The sequence below is a fragment of the Chloracidobacterium sp. genome, assembly GCA_016711345.1.
Classification (GTDB): domain Bacteria; phylum Acidobacteriota; class Blastocatellia; order Pyrinomonadales; family Pyrinomonadaceae; genus OLB17.
The window spans coordinates 2,811,037-2,828,293 of the sequence record JADJTD010000001.1 but is presented as its reverse complement, the minus strand read 5'-3'; the positions used below and the strand labels follow the sequence as shown (position 1 = coordinate 2,828,293).

At 49.0% G+C, this 17,257-nt stretch carries 13 protein-coding genes; 9 read left to right on the top strand and 4 right to left on the bottom strand.

The window, feature by feature from the left end:
• The 7 genes from IPL32_11705 (at window position 1) to IPL32_11675 (ending at window position 7,893) form a co-directional block, all read left to right on the top strand.
• Window positions 1-864, top strand: a complete 864-nt coding sequence (locus IPL32_11705; protein ID MBK8466487.1) for a glutaminyl-peptide cyclotransferase — start codon at window positions 1-3, stop codon at window positions 862-864.
• Window positions 865-1,341 (top strand): nucleoside deaminase, encoded by a 477-nt coding sequence (locus tag IPL32_11700; GenBank protein MBK8466486.1) that lies wholly within the window; start codon window positions 865-867, stop codon window positions 1,339-1,341.
• A gap of 172 nt (window positions 1,342-1,513) precedes the next feature.
• Window positions 1,514-2,905, top strand: coding sequence for an FAD binding domain-containing protein (locus tag IPL32_11695; protein MBK8466485.1), 1,392 nt, complete (start codon window positions 1,514-1,516; stop codon window positions 2,903-2,905).
• A gap of 1 nt (window position 2,906) precedes the next feature.
• Window positions 2,907-3,758 (top strand): hypothetical protein, encoded by an 852-nt coding sequence (locus IPL32_11690; GenBank protein ID MBK8466484.1) that lies wholly within the window; start codon window positions 2,907-2,909, stop codon window positions 3,756-3,758.
• 3 nt (window positions 3,759-3,761) lie between these two features.
• On the top strand, window positions 3,762-6,038 hold the full coding sequence (locus IPL32_11685) for a molybdopterin-dependent oxidoreductase (protein MBK8466483.1): 2,277 nt from the start codon (window positions 3,762-3,764) through the stop codon (window positions 6,036-6,038).
• A complete protein-coding gene (locus IPL32_11680; protein MBK8466482.1) occupies window positions 6,035-7,015 on the top strand; it encodes an XdhC family protein in 981 nt (326 codons plus the stop codon). The genes IPL32_11685 and IPL32_11680 overlap by 4 nt, the downstream gene beginning before the upstream one ends.
• A gap of 74 nt (window positions 7,016-7,089) precedes the next feature.
• Window positions 7,090-7,893, top strand: coding sequence for an energy transducer TonB (locus IPL32_11675; GenBank protein MBK8466481.1), 804 nt, complete (start codon window positions 7,090-7,092; stop codon window positions 7,891-7,893).
• Between the two features lie 48 nt (window positions 7,894-7,941).
• On the opposite strand, the gene IPL32_11670 is transcribed toward IPL32_11675, so the two are convergent.
• Together IPL32_11670 and ald are read right to left on the bottom strand one after the other, a co-directional pair.
• The gene (locus tag IPL32_11670) at window positions 7,942-9,381 is read right to left on the bottom strand and encodes a DUF512 domain-containing protein (protein MBK8466480.1); all 1,440 of its coding nucleotides are present in this window, start codon (window positions 9,379-9,381) and stop codon (window positions 7,942-7,944) included.
• Window positions 9,382-9,478: 97 nt separating this feature from the next.
• Window positions 9,479-10,609, bottom strand: coding sequence for an alanine dehydrogenase (gene ald / locus IPL32_11665; GenBank protein MBK8466479.1), 1,131 nt, complete (start codon window positions 10,607-10,609; stop codon window positions 9,479-9,481).
• Between the two features lie 564 nt (window positions 10,610-11,173).
• Between ald and IPL32_11660 the strand changes: the two genes are divergently transcribed.
• Both IPL32_11660 and IPL32_11655 read left to right on the top strand, forming a co-directional pair.
• Entirely contained in the window at window positions 11,174-12,742 is a 1,569-nt protein-coding gene (locus tag IPL32_11660; GenBank protein ID MBK8466478.1) for a trypsin-like peptidase domain-containing protein, read from the top strand.
• Window positions 12,743-12,756: 14 nt separating this feature from the next.
• Window positions 12,757-13,314, top strand: coding sequence for a hypothetical protein (locus IPL32_11655; GenBank protein ID MBK8466477.1), 558 nt, complete (start codon window positions 12,757-12,759; stop codon window positions 13,312-13,314).
• Window positions 13,315-13,400: 86 nt separating this feature from the next.
• Here IPL32_11655 and recQ read toward each other — a convergent pair whose 3' ends face one another.
• Together recQ and IPL32_11645 are read right to left on the bottom strand one after the other, a co-directional pair.
• Window positions 13,401-15,560 (bottom strand): DNA helicase RecQ, encoded by a 2,160-nt coding sequence (gene recQ, locus IPL32_11650; protein MBK8466476.1) that lies wholly within the window; start codon window positions 15,558-15,560, stop codon window positions 13,401-13,403.
• Between the two features lie 120 nt (window positions 15,561-15,680).
• A complete protein-coding gene (locus IPL32_11645) occupies window positions 15,681-17,219 on the bottom strand; it encodes an aldehyde dehydrogenase family protein (protein MBK8466475.1) in 1,539 nt (512 codons plus the stop codon).
• Window positions 17,220-17,257 lie beyond the last annotated feature (38 nt).

The window sequence follows — 17,257 nt, the reverse complement described above, 5'->3', positions numbered from 1 at the left end:
ATGCGTTTATTGATGGTATTTTTTTTGTGTTTAGTGGCTTTCGGCTGCTCGGACAACAACAGCACTCCAAAGCCTAATGTCAACGCCGCCAATACGGCTGCTGCCAAGCCTACGGCTTTGCCTGTTTACGGCTACGACATAATTAAAACCTATCCGCACGACCCAAAGGCCTTTACTCAAGGTTTGATATACCATGACGGTTTTCTGTATGAAAGCACTGGCCAGGAAGGCAAATCGTCGCTCAGAAAGGTTGAACTTGAAACGGGAAAAGTTCTTCAAAAATTTGATCTGCCGTCCGATGATTTTGGCGAGGGTATTACTATTATCAATGGCAAGATATATCAATTGACGTGGCGAGGTGGGCTTTGCCGTGTATTCGACGCAAAAACATTGAAATTGGTCAAAGAGTTAAGTTATCAGGGCGAAGGTTGGGGATTGACGACCGACGGTTCGGCTCTTTATATGAGCCAGGGCACGCATGTCTTAAAGGTTCTGGACTCAGAAACATTCAAGCAGGCGCAGACAATTCCGGTAATGAGAGAGGACGGCAAACCGTTGATGCAGATCAACGAACTCGAATGGGTAAAGGGTGAAATTTGGGCGAATGTTTGGCATTCAGAAAGCCCTGAGATACTTGGTAAACCAAATTACATCGCCCGCATCGAACCCGCGACCGGCAAACTGCTCGGATGGATCAACCTCGCCGGCATTTCGCCGGACGATCAGGCCCAGGCCAACGACCCTTACGATCCGAAGGCTGAGAACACATTAAACGGCATCGCATACGACCCAATCAAAGATCGCATCTTTGTCACAGGCAAGAACTGGAAAAACCTATACGAGATCAAGTTAAAAAATCCATAGATGACCGAACTGGACAGAAAATTTATGGCTCGGGCGATCGAGCTTGCACGCAACGGTGTTGAAACGAACGCCGGCGGCCCGTTTGGCTGTGTCGTAGTCAAAAACGATAAGGTCGTAGGAGAAGGCAGCAATCGCGTCACTTCAACCAACGACCCGACCGCACACGCCGAAATCGTCGCCATTCGCAATGCATGTAGCCGCCTTGATTCGTTCCAACTCGATGGCTGTACGATCTACACTTCGTGCGAACCGTGCCCGATGTGCCTCGGCGCGATCTACTGGGCACGGCCCGAGCGAGTGTTTTATGCCTGCACACGTAATGACGCGGCAGATGTTGGATTTGACGACGATTTTATTTATAAAGAACTCGAAAAGAATAACGGCGACCGCGAACTTGAGCTGACAAACTTTATGCGCGACGAGGCCCTCGAGGTCTTTGGTCAATGGGCAGCGAAGCCGGATAAGACCGAGTATTAGCGAAAAAAAGCGTGGGACAGTGGGACACTTACAATATCGAGAGCTAAGTCTCTATTTGACAATATTTAGGCTGAACCATTAAGTGTCCCAAACTGTCCCACGGTAGGAGTATTTCCGAATTATTCCTACTTATTCGCACCTTGGGCTGAATTATTCTTACTTTGATTTAGTTTTGATCCAATTTGTCCTAAATAACGAGACCATCTCCACGGATTTGCCCGCTGGCACAACCGTGCTCGATTTTGTCCGTTATCACAAGAATCTCAAAGGCACAAAGATCGGCTGCCGCGAAGGCGACTGCGGAGCATGCACGATACTGGTCGGTGAGTTTGTCAACTCAGAGGTCAAATACCGCACAATGACCTCATGCCTGATGCCAATTGCGAATGCCTCTGGAAAACACATCGTCACCGTCGAAGGCATAAACCCGACAGATCGAGGCCTGACGCCTGTCCAGCAAGCAATGATCGACGAAAGCGGCACGCAATGCGGATTCTGCACCGTCGGTTTCGTTATGTCGCTGACCGGATTCTGCATTGACGACACCGCAAAGACACCTGAAATGGCTGTCTCCGCTATTGACGGAAATATATGCCGCTGCACAGGTTACAAGTCGATCGAGAAAGCCGCTTGTTCGGTCAACAAACAGATTGCTGAAGGCGGCAGGCAGTTTGTGCCCGATTACTTTGCGGACATAGCCGCACGTCTTAAGGGATTGATATCTTCAGCTCCGCCATCCTCAATCCGAACTTCGCACTCGTTCGTGGGTGGAGGAACCGATCTTTACGTTCAGCGTCACGACGAAATGACCGAGTCCGCCGCCGCACATCTGTTATACAACGAAAGCCTTCGCGGCATTCGTGACACAGGGAAATACATCGAGATCGGAGCATCTGCAACAGTCACCGACTTGCTAGTTTCACCCGTGATGCAGTCGATCTTTCCTGATCTTTACAAACACCTAAAACTCGTCTCATCAACGCCGATCCGCAACATGGCGACGCTCGCCGGAAACTTCGTCAACGCTTCGCCGATAGGTGATATGACAGTCTGGTTCCTCGCACTCGACGCCGAGATCGACCTATGCACAAGCCCGCACGTCAGTAAGGACAGTACTCGAACTTTACCGCTGAAAGACCTGTATTTGGGCTACAAACAACTCGCCAAACAGGACGATGAGATCCTCACGACGATCCGATTTAAAAAACCTTCGCGCGATTTTCGTTTCAATTTTGAAAAAGTCTGCAAGCGAACCTATCTCGACATTGCAACGGTTAACACAGCGATATCGATCTTATCAGAACCGCCTGCGGTAGCGGGCGGTTTAACGCGAGTTGGGGAGGCTCATGTAGTCGCCGGAGGCGTCGCACCGATACCGCTTTATTTACGAGAAACTTCCGCGTTCCTCAGAGGCAAGGAAGTAAACGCCGAGACGGTCAGACAAGCAAATGAAATAATGCAATCCGAGATATCGCCGATCTCGGACGTGCGCGGCACAGAACCATACAAACGGCTGTTGTTGCGACAACTTTTCCGTGCACATTTTATGGAGATGTTTAATTGATATGAAAAGAATAGCGATTTTTGTTTCACTTGTGTTGCTGCTTCCGACGTTCGCATCTGCACAAGTTAAGCTGAGTGCAAAGATAGCTAAGAGGATTGCAGACGCTACGCCAAAGTCACTGCCACAGTCCCCGAGAACTTCTAAACTCAGAACGGATGCTGAAGACGAAGCCGTTAAGGGAAAAGTAAAAAGCACTGTTGAGGAAAGCGAAGACCGTTCTGGGACATGGAGCGATCAAGGGAGACACCTCCAGTCCATCACAGAGTTTAACAAAAATGGAGATTATGTGAAGGTCATAAGTTTCAGCTCGAATGGCAATCCATACGAAGTAAAAGTATACGGCTATTTGGATGGGGTGCGAGCGTCCTCATATCAGACAATCTATGAAGATAGCGGGATAATTACCACCTTAGCTTCTCCGGATGAAGAACCGAAAGAGACGCAACCAGCCGATCCACGTTACAGCTACAAGTATGAATACAAGTATGAAGGCGGGAAAATGGTGGAGATGCAGATGCTTCTAAATAATGGCGAAAAGGGAATGCGTTACGTTTACAACCATTCAGAAAATAGAATGGAAAAAATCGCCTATGGTTATGACGGTAAACTAAATCAGAAATATATTACTATGTTTGATTCAAAAGGCAATGAAATTGAATGGCACAATATCGCCGTTATTAATCTACCTGAACCAGACAAGAAATATTTGATAAAGAACGATGCGATTGATAAATACGGAAATTGGACAAAGAGAACTTTTTTGAAGTTAGTAAATGATAACGGGAAAGTTAAGCCTGAACCTGCCTGGATCGAGTATCGAACAATCACATACTACTTGGAAAGCAAAAAATAAATATTGAAAAACATCGACTCAAAATCACACGTTCGCGGCGAGTCCATTTATCTGGACGATATTCCGCTTGTCCAGGGGACGCTGTTTGCGTGTGTTTTTGATTCACCAGTTGCTCATGGAAAGTTAAAGTCGATAGATACAACTGAAGCCAAAAAGTCGGAAGGCGTTTGCAGGGTCATTACTGCAAAAGACCTGATCGGCGAGAATCAGATCGGCGGCATTGTTCCGGATGAACCGCTTCTTGCAGCTGACGAAGTTCACTTTCAGGGGATGCCGATCGCTATTGTTGTCGCGACAAGTGAGGAACTCGCCCGCAAAGCCGCGAAGAAAATTAGTATCGAGATCGACGAACTCGAACCGATCACCGATCCGCGAGTCGCTGCCGCAAAAGGCAACCTGATCGTTCCGCCAAAGAAATTTGTACTGGGCTATACGGAGTCCGCTTTTCACAATTGTGAGTATATTTTCGAAGGCCGAACCGAGCAGAACGGCCAGGAACATCTATACATCGAGACGCAGGGAGCCTACGCCGTGCCGACCGAAAATGGCGGGTTAAAAATTTACTCTTCGACACAAGGGCCTACGGCGGTGCAGCGTGCGGTCTGCCGTGTAACGGGCTTGGCAATGCATCAGGTCGAGGTCGATGTTCAGCGACTCGGCGGCGGGTTTGGCGGTAAGGAAGATCAGGCAAATGCTTGGGCTGGAATCTGTGCGGTCGCCACGCAGCTTACTGGTCGTCCCGTAAAATATGCCCTGCACCGCATGGAAGACATGCGAATGACCGGCAAACGGCATCCGTATTCATCCGATTACAAGATCGGCCTCGATAAGGATCTGAAGATCGTCGCTTACGAGGCTTCGTTCTATCAGAATGCGGGAGCTTCGTGCGACCTCTCGCCGCCGGTGCTCGAACGAACGCTGTTCCATTGCACCAATAGCTACTACGTCCCAAATGTCACCGCGACCGCCTATTGCTGTCGTACAAATCTGCCGCCGAACACCGCCTTTCGCGGCTTTGGCGGGCCACAGGGAATGTTCGTTATTGAATCAGCGATTGCACACGCTGCTGAAAAATTGAATGTGCCAATCTTCGCAATTCAAGGTCGCAACCTAATCCAAACCGATGACGAATTTCCATACGGACAGAAAGCTGAAAGTGAAGCGACAACGTCTTGGCAGCAAGCAGACGCTGAATTCGATTTCGCATTAAAACACCAACAAGCCGCTGACTTTAATGCCTCATCAAAATACCTGAAGAGAGGGGTTGCCATAATGCCGGTCTGTTTCGGCATTTCGTTTACCAAAACGCCGATGAATCAGGCGCGTTCGCTGGTGCATGTTTACACAGACGGATCGGTGGCAGTTTCGACCGGTGCGGTAGAGATGGGCCAAGGTGTGAACACAAAGATGGCACAAGTTGCGTCGAAGATGTTTGGCCTGCCCATCGAGCAGATCAAGGTTCACACGACAAACACTTTACGCATCGCAAATACTTCGCCGACCGCTGCGTCTGCTGCTGCCGACCTTAACGGTAAGGCAACGCAATTAGCTTGCGAGACGATCCGCAAACGTTTGTTTGAGGTGGCAAAAGATCTGGTTGAGACAGTAAGTGTAGAAGATCTTTCACTTGAAAACGGCTTGGTGTACCGCAATGGTGAAAAAACAAGTCTGGAATGGCAGACGCTCGTGATGGAAGCCCATCTCCAGCGCGTAAACCTCAGCGAACATTCGCATTACGCGACCGCAGGGATCGGTTTTGACTGGAGCACGGCGAAAGGACATCCGTTCGCATATCACGTTTACGGCACGGCGATCATCGGTGTTACCGTCGATTGCCTTCGCGGTCGATATGAGGTTGACTATGTTAAATGCTGTCACGATTTTGGCTCGTCAATGAACACCGCGGTTGATAATGGTCAGATCGAAGGTGGCATCGTCCAAGGCTTAGGTTGGGTGACTATGGAAGAGGTCGTTTACGATTCTGACGGCAAACTTCGCTCGAATGCGCTCTCAACATACAAAGTTCCAGACATCTATTCCGTTCCAAAAGAGATAACGATACTTCCGCTCGAAACTACTCGCGAAAATCTAGCGATCTTCAATTCCAAAGCGGTGGGCGAGCCGCCGCTTATGTACGGCATCGGCGCGTATTTTGCGATCAGAAATGCGGTCAAGGCTTTTACCGATTGTTCCCCTCCGTTTGATCTTCCGTTCACGCCAGAAAAGGTTCTGATGAATCTCTACAGCGACTCAGTAGAGAAAGCCGCAAATGCAAAATGAGCAAGGAATCCGAGCTATGGCAATTTGTCGCCAGCCGATTGAAAAAAAATGAATCGGTGATGCTGCTGATTGTCGCCGAAAGTTCCGGCAGCAGTCCCGGACGAGCGGGATACAAAATGGCGATCGGTGAAGACGGTGAGTTATGCGGCAGCATCGGCGGCGGCGTGATGGAAGTAAATCTCGTCGAACAAAGTCGACAGCTCTTGTCAGAACCGGGAGTGATAACGACTGCCTTCCGAAAAGCAACAATAATAGAGCAGGTTCATCAAAAGAACGCGTCTCATTCGAGCGGAATGATCTGCTCTGGTAAACAGACAATAATCATAAAAAGACTGGAACCTGATGATCTCGAAACAATTCAACAGATCATCGAATGCCTGACCAAAGGAAAGCCACAAGTATTTGAAATTTCAGATTCGAGATTTCAAATTATAGAAGACACTGAAAACGAACTTGCGATCACTTTTATAAAAAAGAGTGAAAACAGTTTCGTTTATCGCGAACGACTCGGCCCAAAACACACACTTTTCATTATCGGCGGAGGGCATTGTGCATTGGCTCTCTCGGAATTGATGTCCCGAATGGATTTTCGCATTTCGATCTTTGATGATCGGCCTGAATTAAACACACTCGCTAAAAATCAATTTGCCGATGGGATAACCATCATCGAACGCTATGAGAACATCGCCCAATTTATTCCATCGGGAATAGATACCTATGTCGTCGTAATGACGCTTGGATTTAAGTCGGATGAGATTGTGATCCGCAGTCTTTTTGATAAGGAGTTTAGATATTTTGGGGTTCTAGGCAGCAAAGCCAAGATGAAAACTCTGCTAAACACTCTCGAAAAAGATGGATTTTCAAAGGAACGTCTTTTGCAGATCCACACACCTATCGGCATATCCATTAACAGCCGCACTCCCGAAGAGATCGCCGTAAGCATAGCCGCTGAGATCATCTCGATCAAAAATTCCTGATCCTCTGGAACAAACGTGCCTGCTTGGTGTCTAAGTAAGCAGAACGCACGGCACCGGCGTTAGGAGGATTAAAAATGTTTGACAAATTGATCGAAACAGAACCGGAAGGAGCAGACTTCCACAATCGCCGTAGTTACTTCATGGTGTCGTCTATCGTGGTTGGAATATTGTTCGTCACGGCGGTCGTAATTAGTATTTACGCTTCAGATTACGGCTTGGGAAATGACAGTTTTGAATTAGCGACAGTAGTTGCCCCGCCCGAGATCGCCGCTCCCGAACTAAAGCCGCAGCGTTTACAGACAGCTCGGATTCCATCGCAATCGACCAGCGATCTACCGACAAAACCCTCATACGTCGCTCCGATGGACAAACCAAACAGCATCCCGACGACGATCTCAACTGTGCCAACCTCATTTGAAACATGGAACTCACCAGATCCCGCACCTATTGGTCCAGACAATCCGAGTGGAGGCGGGCGAGATAGAGATAGCACCGACGGCAGCCCTGACGGTATCGTGCGACAAGTCGAACCAACCGAGCCGGAACCAATTCCGGAGCCACCGCCTGTAATTAAGAAACCAGTCGAAATAAAGCCGACGGTTGTTAGGTCTGCAGGCCCGGTCAACGGAAAAGCTACCTATCTGCCAAAACCACCATATCCGGCCGCAGCGGTCGCTCTGAACCTTCAAGGCAAAGTGGATGTGCAGGTAACGATCGATGAAAACGGCAAAGTAGTCTCCGCGAAAGCCATCAACGGCAATGCGTTGTTCCGAGGGGTTGCTGAACGAGCCGCATGGCAGGCTAAATTTAGCCCGACCTACCTCGGCAAAATGCCGGTGAAAGTAACAGGCGTGATCGTTTACAACTTTACAAAGTAATGCCGTGTGGATCGTTAGTGAGAGGCAAGTCTTAACGACTTGTCTCTTTTAAGTTGTCAAATAGCTAATCAGACCTGCCGTGTCCACATCATAAACGGGGACATCAAATTTCGATCTCAATTCTTCATAAGTCATTCCGTCTAGAAAGATCGGTTCGTCCGATTTTATTGTGGCCTTAGGGATGATAACGAAATCGCCCTTTATCTTATCTTTCATCGCGATCAGATCTTGGCCCGTTAACAATCCCGCAACCGAAACATCGCCGCCGAAATAGGTGTTTGGAACGGCTAAAACACTCAGTCGCGAACCTCTCAGCTCGTTGTATTTATCTATCTGTTCACGCAGGATCGGAGCGAACATTTCGCCTGTAAGGAAAGTTCCGAACAAGTCAGAACCACCTGCGGTAGCGGGTGGCTGAAGATCAGATATATGCACATCTGACGGAACGATTGCTTCTGGATGTGTACGGTGATCGATCTTCTTTGCCCGCAGCGTTGAACCTACAGCTACCGCAGGTGGTTCTGACAATAACTTTTCAAACGCATTCACGAACGACCGCACCATTCCTACGCCGTCTTCGATCTGCGGATAGTTGCCGTAATGCCGCCGCGATGGTATTTCGGCACCGGCTTTTATGTAAATTTCATCGCCCAGAAAAGCAAAAGTTACGCCAAGCGTCTTGCGAAATTCTTTTTGCAGTTTTTCAATTTCTTTTATTGTTCTGCGGCAAAATTCGGGCGTAACGCGGGTAAGGCGTTCGTCGGTATTGTAGCGAGTCAACGCAACCGGCACAACGGCCGTCGAAACGACCTTAGGATAATGCGATGCGAGGTCACGCAATGTTTTTTCCAGGATCGCTCCGTCATTTATCTCCGGACATAAAACGACCTGTGCGTGAAGTTCAATATCGGCTGCGAGCAGGCGCTCTAATTTGTCCGAAATGTCCGCACGTGATTCTTCGACGCCGAGCAGATACGCTCGCGTCTTGAGATCAGTCGCATGAACCGAGACGTATTGCGGCGATAAACGCTGCTCGATGATGCGTTTCATCTCGTCTTCAGTAATCGACGAGAGTGTTGTGTAATTGCCGTAGAGAAACGAAAGACGAATGTCTTCGTCTCGAACGAAAAGCGAAGGCCTCGCGTCTTCAGGGTTGCCCTTGCAAAAACAGAAGATGCATTCATTGGCGCATTGGCGAGGCACGATCTGTTCGAACATCAGCCCGAGGTCTTCGCCTTCTTCGCGGTCAAATTCGATGTCATGAGTCTCGCCGTTGGTCTTTTTTATTTGAAACGTCAATTCGGTTTCGCCACCCGTTTGAAAACGAAAATCAAGGTAATCACGAACAGGCCTGCCATTGACGCGAACGATGCGATCATCTGGACGCAACTCAAGCTCTTCGCCAAGACTGCCCGGTTCGACCTCAGTAATGATCACGCCCGGACGGCGAAGTTTTGTAATGGCTGGCTCTACTGCAAACTCGTACATCTTTAAAGAAATTAGCCACGAATTACACAAAGGTCACGAATCAAATTTCGAATTCGTGCAATTCGTGTAATTCGTGGCAAAAAATATCTGCCGATCTTTAAGCAGCTGCCGACTTCAGATCAAGCAGCGAATCGAGCGGCGTGTATTCGAGGTTTTGCGAAGTCGCAACTGCCTCGTAAGTCAGTTTACCTGCGTAAGTGTTAACACCTTCGCGAAGTCCTGCGTCGTCGGCGATCGCCTTTTCAAAACCTTTGCCAGCAAGAGCCTGTGCGTACGGCAATGTTGCGTTGGTCAATGCGAATGTCGAAGTTCGCGGCACAGCACCTGGCATATTTGCGACGCAATAATGGAGAACGCCTTCTTCGTAATAAGTCGGATTCGAATGCGTCGTCGCGTGTGTCGTCTCAAAACATCCGCCCTGATCGACGGCAACGTCTACGAGAACGGAGCCTGATGGGATCAAGTGCAGCATGTCGCGTGTTACGAGCTTCGGAGCGGCCGCACCGACAACAAGCACTGCGCCAACCACAAGATCGGCATGCGAAATAGCTTCTTCGATGGCGTAACGCGACGAAGCGAGCGTCTGCACCTTCGAAAGGAAAATATCGTCAAGCTGACGCAAGCGGTCGAGGTCGCGATCAATGATCGTAACTTTAGCACCAAGTCCGACAGCCATTTTCGCAGCTTCGGTGCCTACGATACCGCCGCCGATAATGACGACGTTCGCTGCCGGAACTCCCGGAACGCCGCCCAGCAAAATTCCCTTTCCGCCGTTCATTTTTTCAAGGTAAGTCGCTCCGACCTGCACCGACATGCGGCCCGCAACTTCGGACATCGGCGTCAGCAGCGGCAAGCGGCCGTTGGACGTGATCGTCTCGTATGCAACGCCGGTAACTTTGCGGTCAAGCATCTGTTTGGTCAATTCCAGCTCAGGTGCGAGGTGCAAATAGGTGAAAAGCAGCTGATTCTCACGCATTCGCGGATATTCCGGAGCGACCGGCTCTTTGACCTTGACGATCATATCGCCGGCCTGCCAGATCTCGTCCGCCGTATCCAAAAGCTGCCCGCCTGCCTTCACATACTGCTCGTCCTTAAACCCCGAGCCCTCGCCCGCCGTCTTTTGCACAAAAACCGTGTGCCCGTCACCCACCAACGCCTGAACACCCGCCGGCGTCAGCCCAACGCGGTATTCGTTGTCTTTAATTTCCTTCGGTAAACCGATCTTCATAGATTATTTTTCTCCAAAACAAAATTGCGATTAAGTCGAATCCTTGATTTTACGTTTTTTTGACGAAAATTAAAAATCATTTCTGCCACTCACGGAAAAAGCGACACCAGATGTTCCGCATCCTAACATTTTCTTCGTTCCACCGTTCCACAGCGCTACACACCGGAGTGGAACGCTGTAAACCTTGCAGATAAATGAGTTAAGGTCAGAAAAATGCCTGCGTTCCGCGATTTTTGAAAAAAATATTAGACATTGTCCTCAAATCCTTAACTTCTGCATATATTGAGGTTACAGCAACGGCACACAGGAAAACACCACGATCTTTGTTGGAACGGTACTCTCACTCACGACTCTCAGACTGAGACTCCAGACTCATAAGTTTAGCTTGTCAAATATCTATAAATAAGCGATACCATCCTAGCATATATTTGCACAGAAGTCAATATATTTTATGTGTGCAACGACACGATAATCCCTTTTGATCATCTGGAATAGCCTTTCTTTGCTTTTATCCAAATGGATGCTACTATGCCTCGAAAGCAACAAATTAGAAGTGACGACGTTATGCATAAACTCTATGCCACCAACCCCGGCAAACTAGCCGCCTGGCTCCAAGCTGCCACATCGAACAGCGCCCGCAAAACCAAACCCGTCAACACCATGAACCATAGCTATCGATCCTACCGGGATTATCTCGTCGTGATATCGGCGGTGTTTTTATTCCTGTGTCCGTCGACCTTGGTCGCCCAGAAGACTCCACGCAAGCCATCGAAATATGTCGTCACGTCTTTAACTTCGAGACAAATTGCGGACAAAATTGCGAAATCACTCGTATTAGTTACGACCCAAGATATCAATGGAAAGCCTCTGGCACTGGGTAGCGGCTTTTTTTATGGAGTTCCGCCGGCGCTTCTTGCGAAGAAAACTGGCGACTACTGGGATGACCTTAGTCGAAGGTTTGGAATCGGCGTTCCGACTCTGAATCAGAAGCCCGGAAGTTCAACTAGTTCATTCATCGTCTCCAATCTACACGTCTTCAAAAGAGCGTGGACCGGTAAGGTAAAGGTCGTGGGATCTGCAACTGAATATTCGATAAAACGCATTGTAGGAATAGATATAAAACACGATCTTTGTGTCTTTGAAGTAGACGGGTTAGCGTTACCCGCACTCATGTTAGCTGACCCAGAAAAACTCGGAGTAGGCGATGATATTTATGTGGGTGGGAGCCCGCGGGGACTTGAAAATACTCTTTCTAGCGGAATTATCAGCGGAATAAGGAAAGACGAAGGACTCGTTCAAATTGACGCTGCGATTTCTGCGGGTTCGAGTGGGGGGCCGGTGGTTGATACGAATGGAAACATCGTCGGAGTCGCAGTGTCATCGTTGTCGTCGGGCCAGAATCTTAATTTTGCAGTTGCAGGCTCGTACGTCCTGAAACTCCGCCTTACATGGGACGCATCCGTGAAAGAGACCGGAGCTTTTGCAATTAGTGATGCAGAAGATGATGGATTTGTCGGCAAAGTAAAGCTAGTAAAAGTTAAGGTCGCGGAAAAGGAGGACCCAGATACTGACCTCTATTCGATTACGCCAAAACCAAAAGACACTTACCTGTTCAACGAAGATGGAAATCATTTGGAAGTTATCACCCATGGTTCTGATGGTAAGATTTACAGTATATTTCAAACTAGTTACGACTACCGAGGAATGCGTTCGCGCGTTTCGGTCCTATCACAGGAACGAATGCCTGTGGAAAGAAGCTATACGGACACTCAGAATCTACAAATAAAACTTGAGCAACGTTATTACGGGATCTCGAAGGAGAGTGAATTCGCAGCTAAGAACGGATTAATGGTCAAGGAAACCGCGACGTTTGATCGAAATGGCAATCTAACAGAACGAATGCGACGTGCCTCAAATGGCTCTTACTCCCAAACGTTATTCGAGTACAACGAGCAAGACAGATGTATTTCGGAAAAAGACATCCGAGACGGAAAACTGTTTGCAACAACTCGATATCAATACAAGCTAGACGCATACGGTAACTGGATTTCGCAACTAGCCTTAGTTGATATTGGTCATGACATCGAACCAATAGCGAATAAACTAATACTTAGAGAAATTTCCTATTACTAATTCGCAATATCGGCATGAAGGATGTTAACGACCAACTTGAAAGACATCACGAACGGTTGCAGCGATTGTTTGGGGAGATCAAACAGTTAGCAACTGATCGCGGACCAATCGCAATCATTGCGGACGAGGCCGCTCTCGACAAAACTAAGAACTTCTTTTCAGAGTGCCACCATTTTAAGGATGCCCTTAGAAGAGATTCACGGATCAAAGACAAGAAAGGTGTCGAAGCCTTCGTACAAAGTAGTTCCGCCCTGCTGATCGCTGGTGAAATATGCAATACGTTTAAGCACGGGCCGGCGCGCACAGGAAAATCACTAGACAGAATGATTCTTGCTGATGCGATCGACAATCCGGTTGGTCGAAGTGGACCGATTATTAAGATGGCTGGAACTCCGAACGAGGGCGATACTTTCACGATTTCACATTCCAAACGCGCTGGCGAGCCGATTGCAACGACCGTCGTTAAATTTATTATAAATGGTGCCGAGCATAATGCTGTTCAGCTAGCCGAACTGTGCTTGAAGGATTGGAATAAGTTTCTAACAACAAAAGGCATTGGCTTTACAAATTAAGCCTCTGGCTTCCGCAATTCCATCAATGCCAGTCTTTTGACGACATTTCCTTTTTCGATATGTTGTTCGATGACGGAGTAACAATATTACATCGAGGCCATTACCGCGCGGATTTCGCCGTAGGTGTATTGGTCACCCAAAAATTCTTTGATGGGCGATAGTGCTCCGGTGTCGTTGAATTTGATGATCGCGTTTCGTATCGGTTCGACTTTGTCGAATGAAACAAGCTCATCGAGGCGTATCTGACCGGTTGTAATAAACCTGGCAAGATGGCCTTCGACGGTGCTTGGCTGCACTCCTCGCTCGGCGGCTATTTGAGCGATCGACTTGCCTTCGCGGTACATTTCAAGCGAGATCTGAAAGGTGTCTTTGCCATTAACGTCACGTTTAGTGCGCTGTTTGCAGTTGGATTTGGGCGACTTTAGGTCGATGCGGGAAACAAGGCTGTTTTTAAGGCAGTATTCTTTTATCACTCGCAACAAATCGGCTCCGTATTTGTCGAATTTGAGATCGCCGATACCTGAGATCTTCCGCATTTCCCAATCGTTCTGCGGCAGATACGTGGACATTTCGACCAGCGTTGCGTCCGAGAAAATGATGTACGGCGGCACATTTTCGTGTTTTGCCAGATTCGTTCGCAGAGTGCGCAGATCGTCGAAAAGTGCCTGAATATACGGATGAGAAACATCTGAGACGAGTTTCGCTTTTTTCTCTTCTTTGACCTTTAACTTGACGAGTTCGACAGGCGTTTTCCCGGCGAGTACGTCCATGCTGGATTCAGTAAGAACGATGATCGGATATTCGCCCTCGGTCTGAGCAAGATAGCCTTGAGCGATCAGATCTTTGAAGTAATTGAACCAATTATCCTTTGAGATGTCCGCCCCGACGCCGTAGGTTTTTATGTTTTTGTGCTCGTCACGGATCTTTTCGCTTTTCGAGCCTCTGAGAAAATCGATCAAATAGCTCATCCCGAACCTTTGATCAGTTCGATATACCGCACTCAAAGCCTTCTGAGCGATGACCGTGCCGTCAAACCGCTCGACGACGGTTGTGCAATTATCACAATTGCCGCAATCCTCATCCATCATTTCCGAAAAATAATTGAGCAAAAATTTCCGGCGGCACGTTGTCAGATCACCATATTTGCCCATCAGATCGAGCTTTTTGAGCATGATCCTCGACTGTTCGGCGTTGCCTTCGACCTCGGCAAAACCTTTTAGTTTGATAACGTCCGCCCACGAGAAAAACAGCAAAGCATCGCTCTGCAAACCGTCTCGGCCCGCGCGTCCGGTTTCCTGATAATAGCTCTCGACATTTTTGGGCAGGTCCATATGGACGACAAACCGGACGTTGGATTTGTCGATGCCCATGCCAAAGGCGATCGTGGCCACAACGATCTTTGTCTCGTCTTTTAGGAAAGATTCCTGATGTTTCTCGCGAGTCTGTCTATCCAGTCCGGCGTGATAAGACAATGCACTGTAGCCTTCGTCGCGAAGATCGGCGGCCAGCGAATCGACCGAGCTGCGGCTCAGGCAATAGATTATGCCGCTTTCGTCTTTTCGTTTCTCAAGATAATCGAGCAGTTGATCGTAGGATTTCCGCTTTGGCTCGACAGTGTAGAAAATATTCGGCCGGTTAAAGCTGGAAACAAAAACCTCGGCATGATTGATATTCAGCCGCTCGACGATATCTTTGCGAACCAACTTATCGGCGGTCGCCGTCAGCGCGATCAGCGGAATCCTAGGAAACTCGCTCTTGAGCGCCGCAAGCCGCAAATACTCCGGCCTGAAATCGTGTCCCCAACTCGAGATACAATGAGCCTCATCAATCGCAAACAGCGAGATGTTAATGCCTCGAAGAAAATCCAGAAACAGATCGCCGCTTTGCAAGAGGCGTTCGGGAGCGACGTAAAGCAGTTTCAATTTGCCGTTGCGAATGTCACTAAAAACCTCGACTTGCTGGGCAGCAGTTTGTGTGGAATTCAGAAATGCAGCGTCGACGCCATTGTTGCGTAATGCATCGACCTGATCCTTCATCAAGGCTATCAGCGGCGAGATCACAACCGTCAAACCGTCAGACATCAACGCCGGTATCTGGTAACAGATCGATTTACCGCCGCCCGTCGGCATGAGCACGACACAGTCCTTTCCGGCCAAAACGGTCGAGATCGCCGCTTCCTGATTCATCCGAAACGAATCAAAGCCAAAGCGATGTTTGAGAATTTCGCGGGCCTTTTCGATTGTCATATAAATTATGAACGCGGATTTAGCGGATTAGGCGGATGAACAGGATAAGATCTATGAAGAATCCGCTCCCATCCGCTTGATCTGCTAAATCCGCGTTCAAATTCCCTATTCGAGAATGTACTAGATCTCAACCTCGTCGATCTGCGCTTTTTGCAGTTTGCCGGAGTAGTCGATGTATAGCGACTTCCACTCGCTGAAGATGTCGAGGACCTGCGTGCCCGCTTCGCGGTGGCCGTTGCCGGTGTTCTTTGTGCCGCCGAATGGTAGGTGAACTTCTGCTCCGATAGTCGCCGAATTGACATAGCAAATGCCGGTGTAGAGTTCCTGCATCGCGTAGAATGCATGGTTAACATCCTGCGTGTATATCGCCGACGAGAGGCCGTATGCGACGCCGTTGACGATGTCGATCGCTTCGTCGAGTGTTGAGAACGGAATGACGCACGTCACCGGACCAAAGATCTCTTCCTGAGCGACACGCATCTTCGGGCTGACGTTCGTGAACACCGTCGGCTCGATGAAATAGCCTTTTGAGTAATCGCCTCGCGTCAATCGCTTGCCGCCGCAAGCGAGTGTCGCTTTGTCGTGATTTTTGCCGATCTCAATGTAGCCGAGGATCTTGTCCATGGCACGCTCATTGATGACCGGACCAACTTCCGTTTTCGCATCGAGGCCGTTGCCGACGCGGAGTTTTTTAACCTTTTCGACCAGCTTTTCGCAGAATTTCTTATAGACCTTTTTGTGGACAATAAGCCGCGACGAAGCGGTGCATCGCTGTCCGCTCGTGCCGAATGCTCCCCACAGCGAGCCTTCGACGGCGTTATCGACATCCGCATCATCCATAACAATGATCGCGTTTTTGCCGCCCATTTCAAGGCTGACGATCTTGTTGTCGCGGGCACAAGCCTCGGCGATCAGCCGTCCGGTCGAGGTCGAGCCGGTGAACGAGATCAGCCGAACATCCTTATGATCGACAAGTGCCGCACCGGGCGCTCCAAAGCCGTTGACGACGTTGACCACGCCTTTCGGAATGCCAGCTTCTTCGCAAGACTTAATTAGATTGATCGTCGAAAGCGGCACGTCCTCGCCCGATTTGATGACGACTGTGTTACCGCATACCAATGCGGGAATTAACTTCCACGACGGGATCGCCATTGGGAAATTGAACGGCGTGATGAGTCCGCAGATGCCGACCGGCTGGCGGACGCACATTGCGAATTTGTTCGGCATTTCAGCCGGCGTCGTAAAGCCATGCAATCTGCGGCCTTCACCGGCGGTGTAGTAGGTGCAGTCGATCGCTTCCTGTACATCGCCGCCAGCTTCCTTTAGCACCTTGCCCATTTCGCGGGTCATCTGGTGCGTAAATTCGTCCTTATTTTTGCGGAGAATTTCGCCAAGCGTGAAGAGGATCTCAGCACGTTTCGGTGCAGGAGTTCGGCGCCAGCGTGTCGCAGCCTTTTTCGCCGCCTCAACCGCAGCGTTTACGTCGTCTTCGTTAGACGCGGGAAAACGCCCGACTATATCCGACGTGTCAGCCGGATTCACATTGTCAAACCACTCGCCCGACGAAGATTTGACCCATTCGCCGCCGATATAGTTGTGATATTTCTTGATCGACGTTTTAGCCGATCCTTTACTCTTCGTTTTTTGTACTTTTGCCATAAACTTTAAGTTTAACGTGCAAAGGCCAAAGTCCAAAG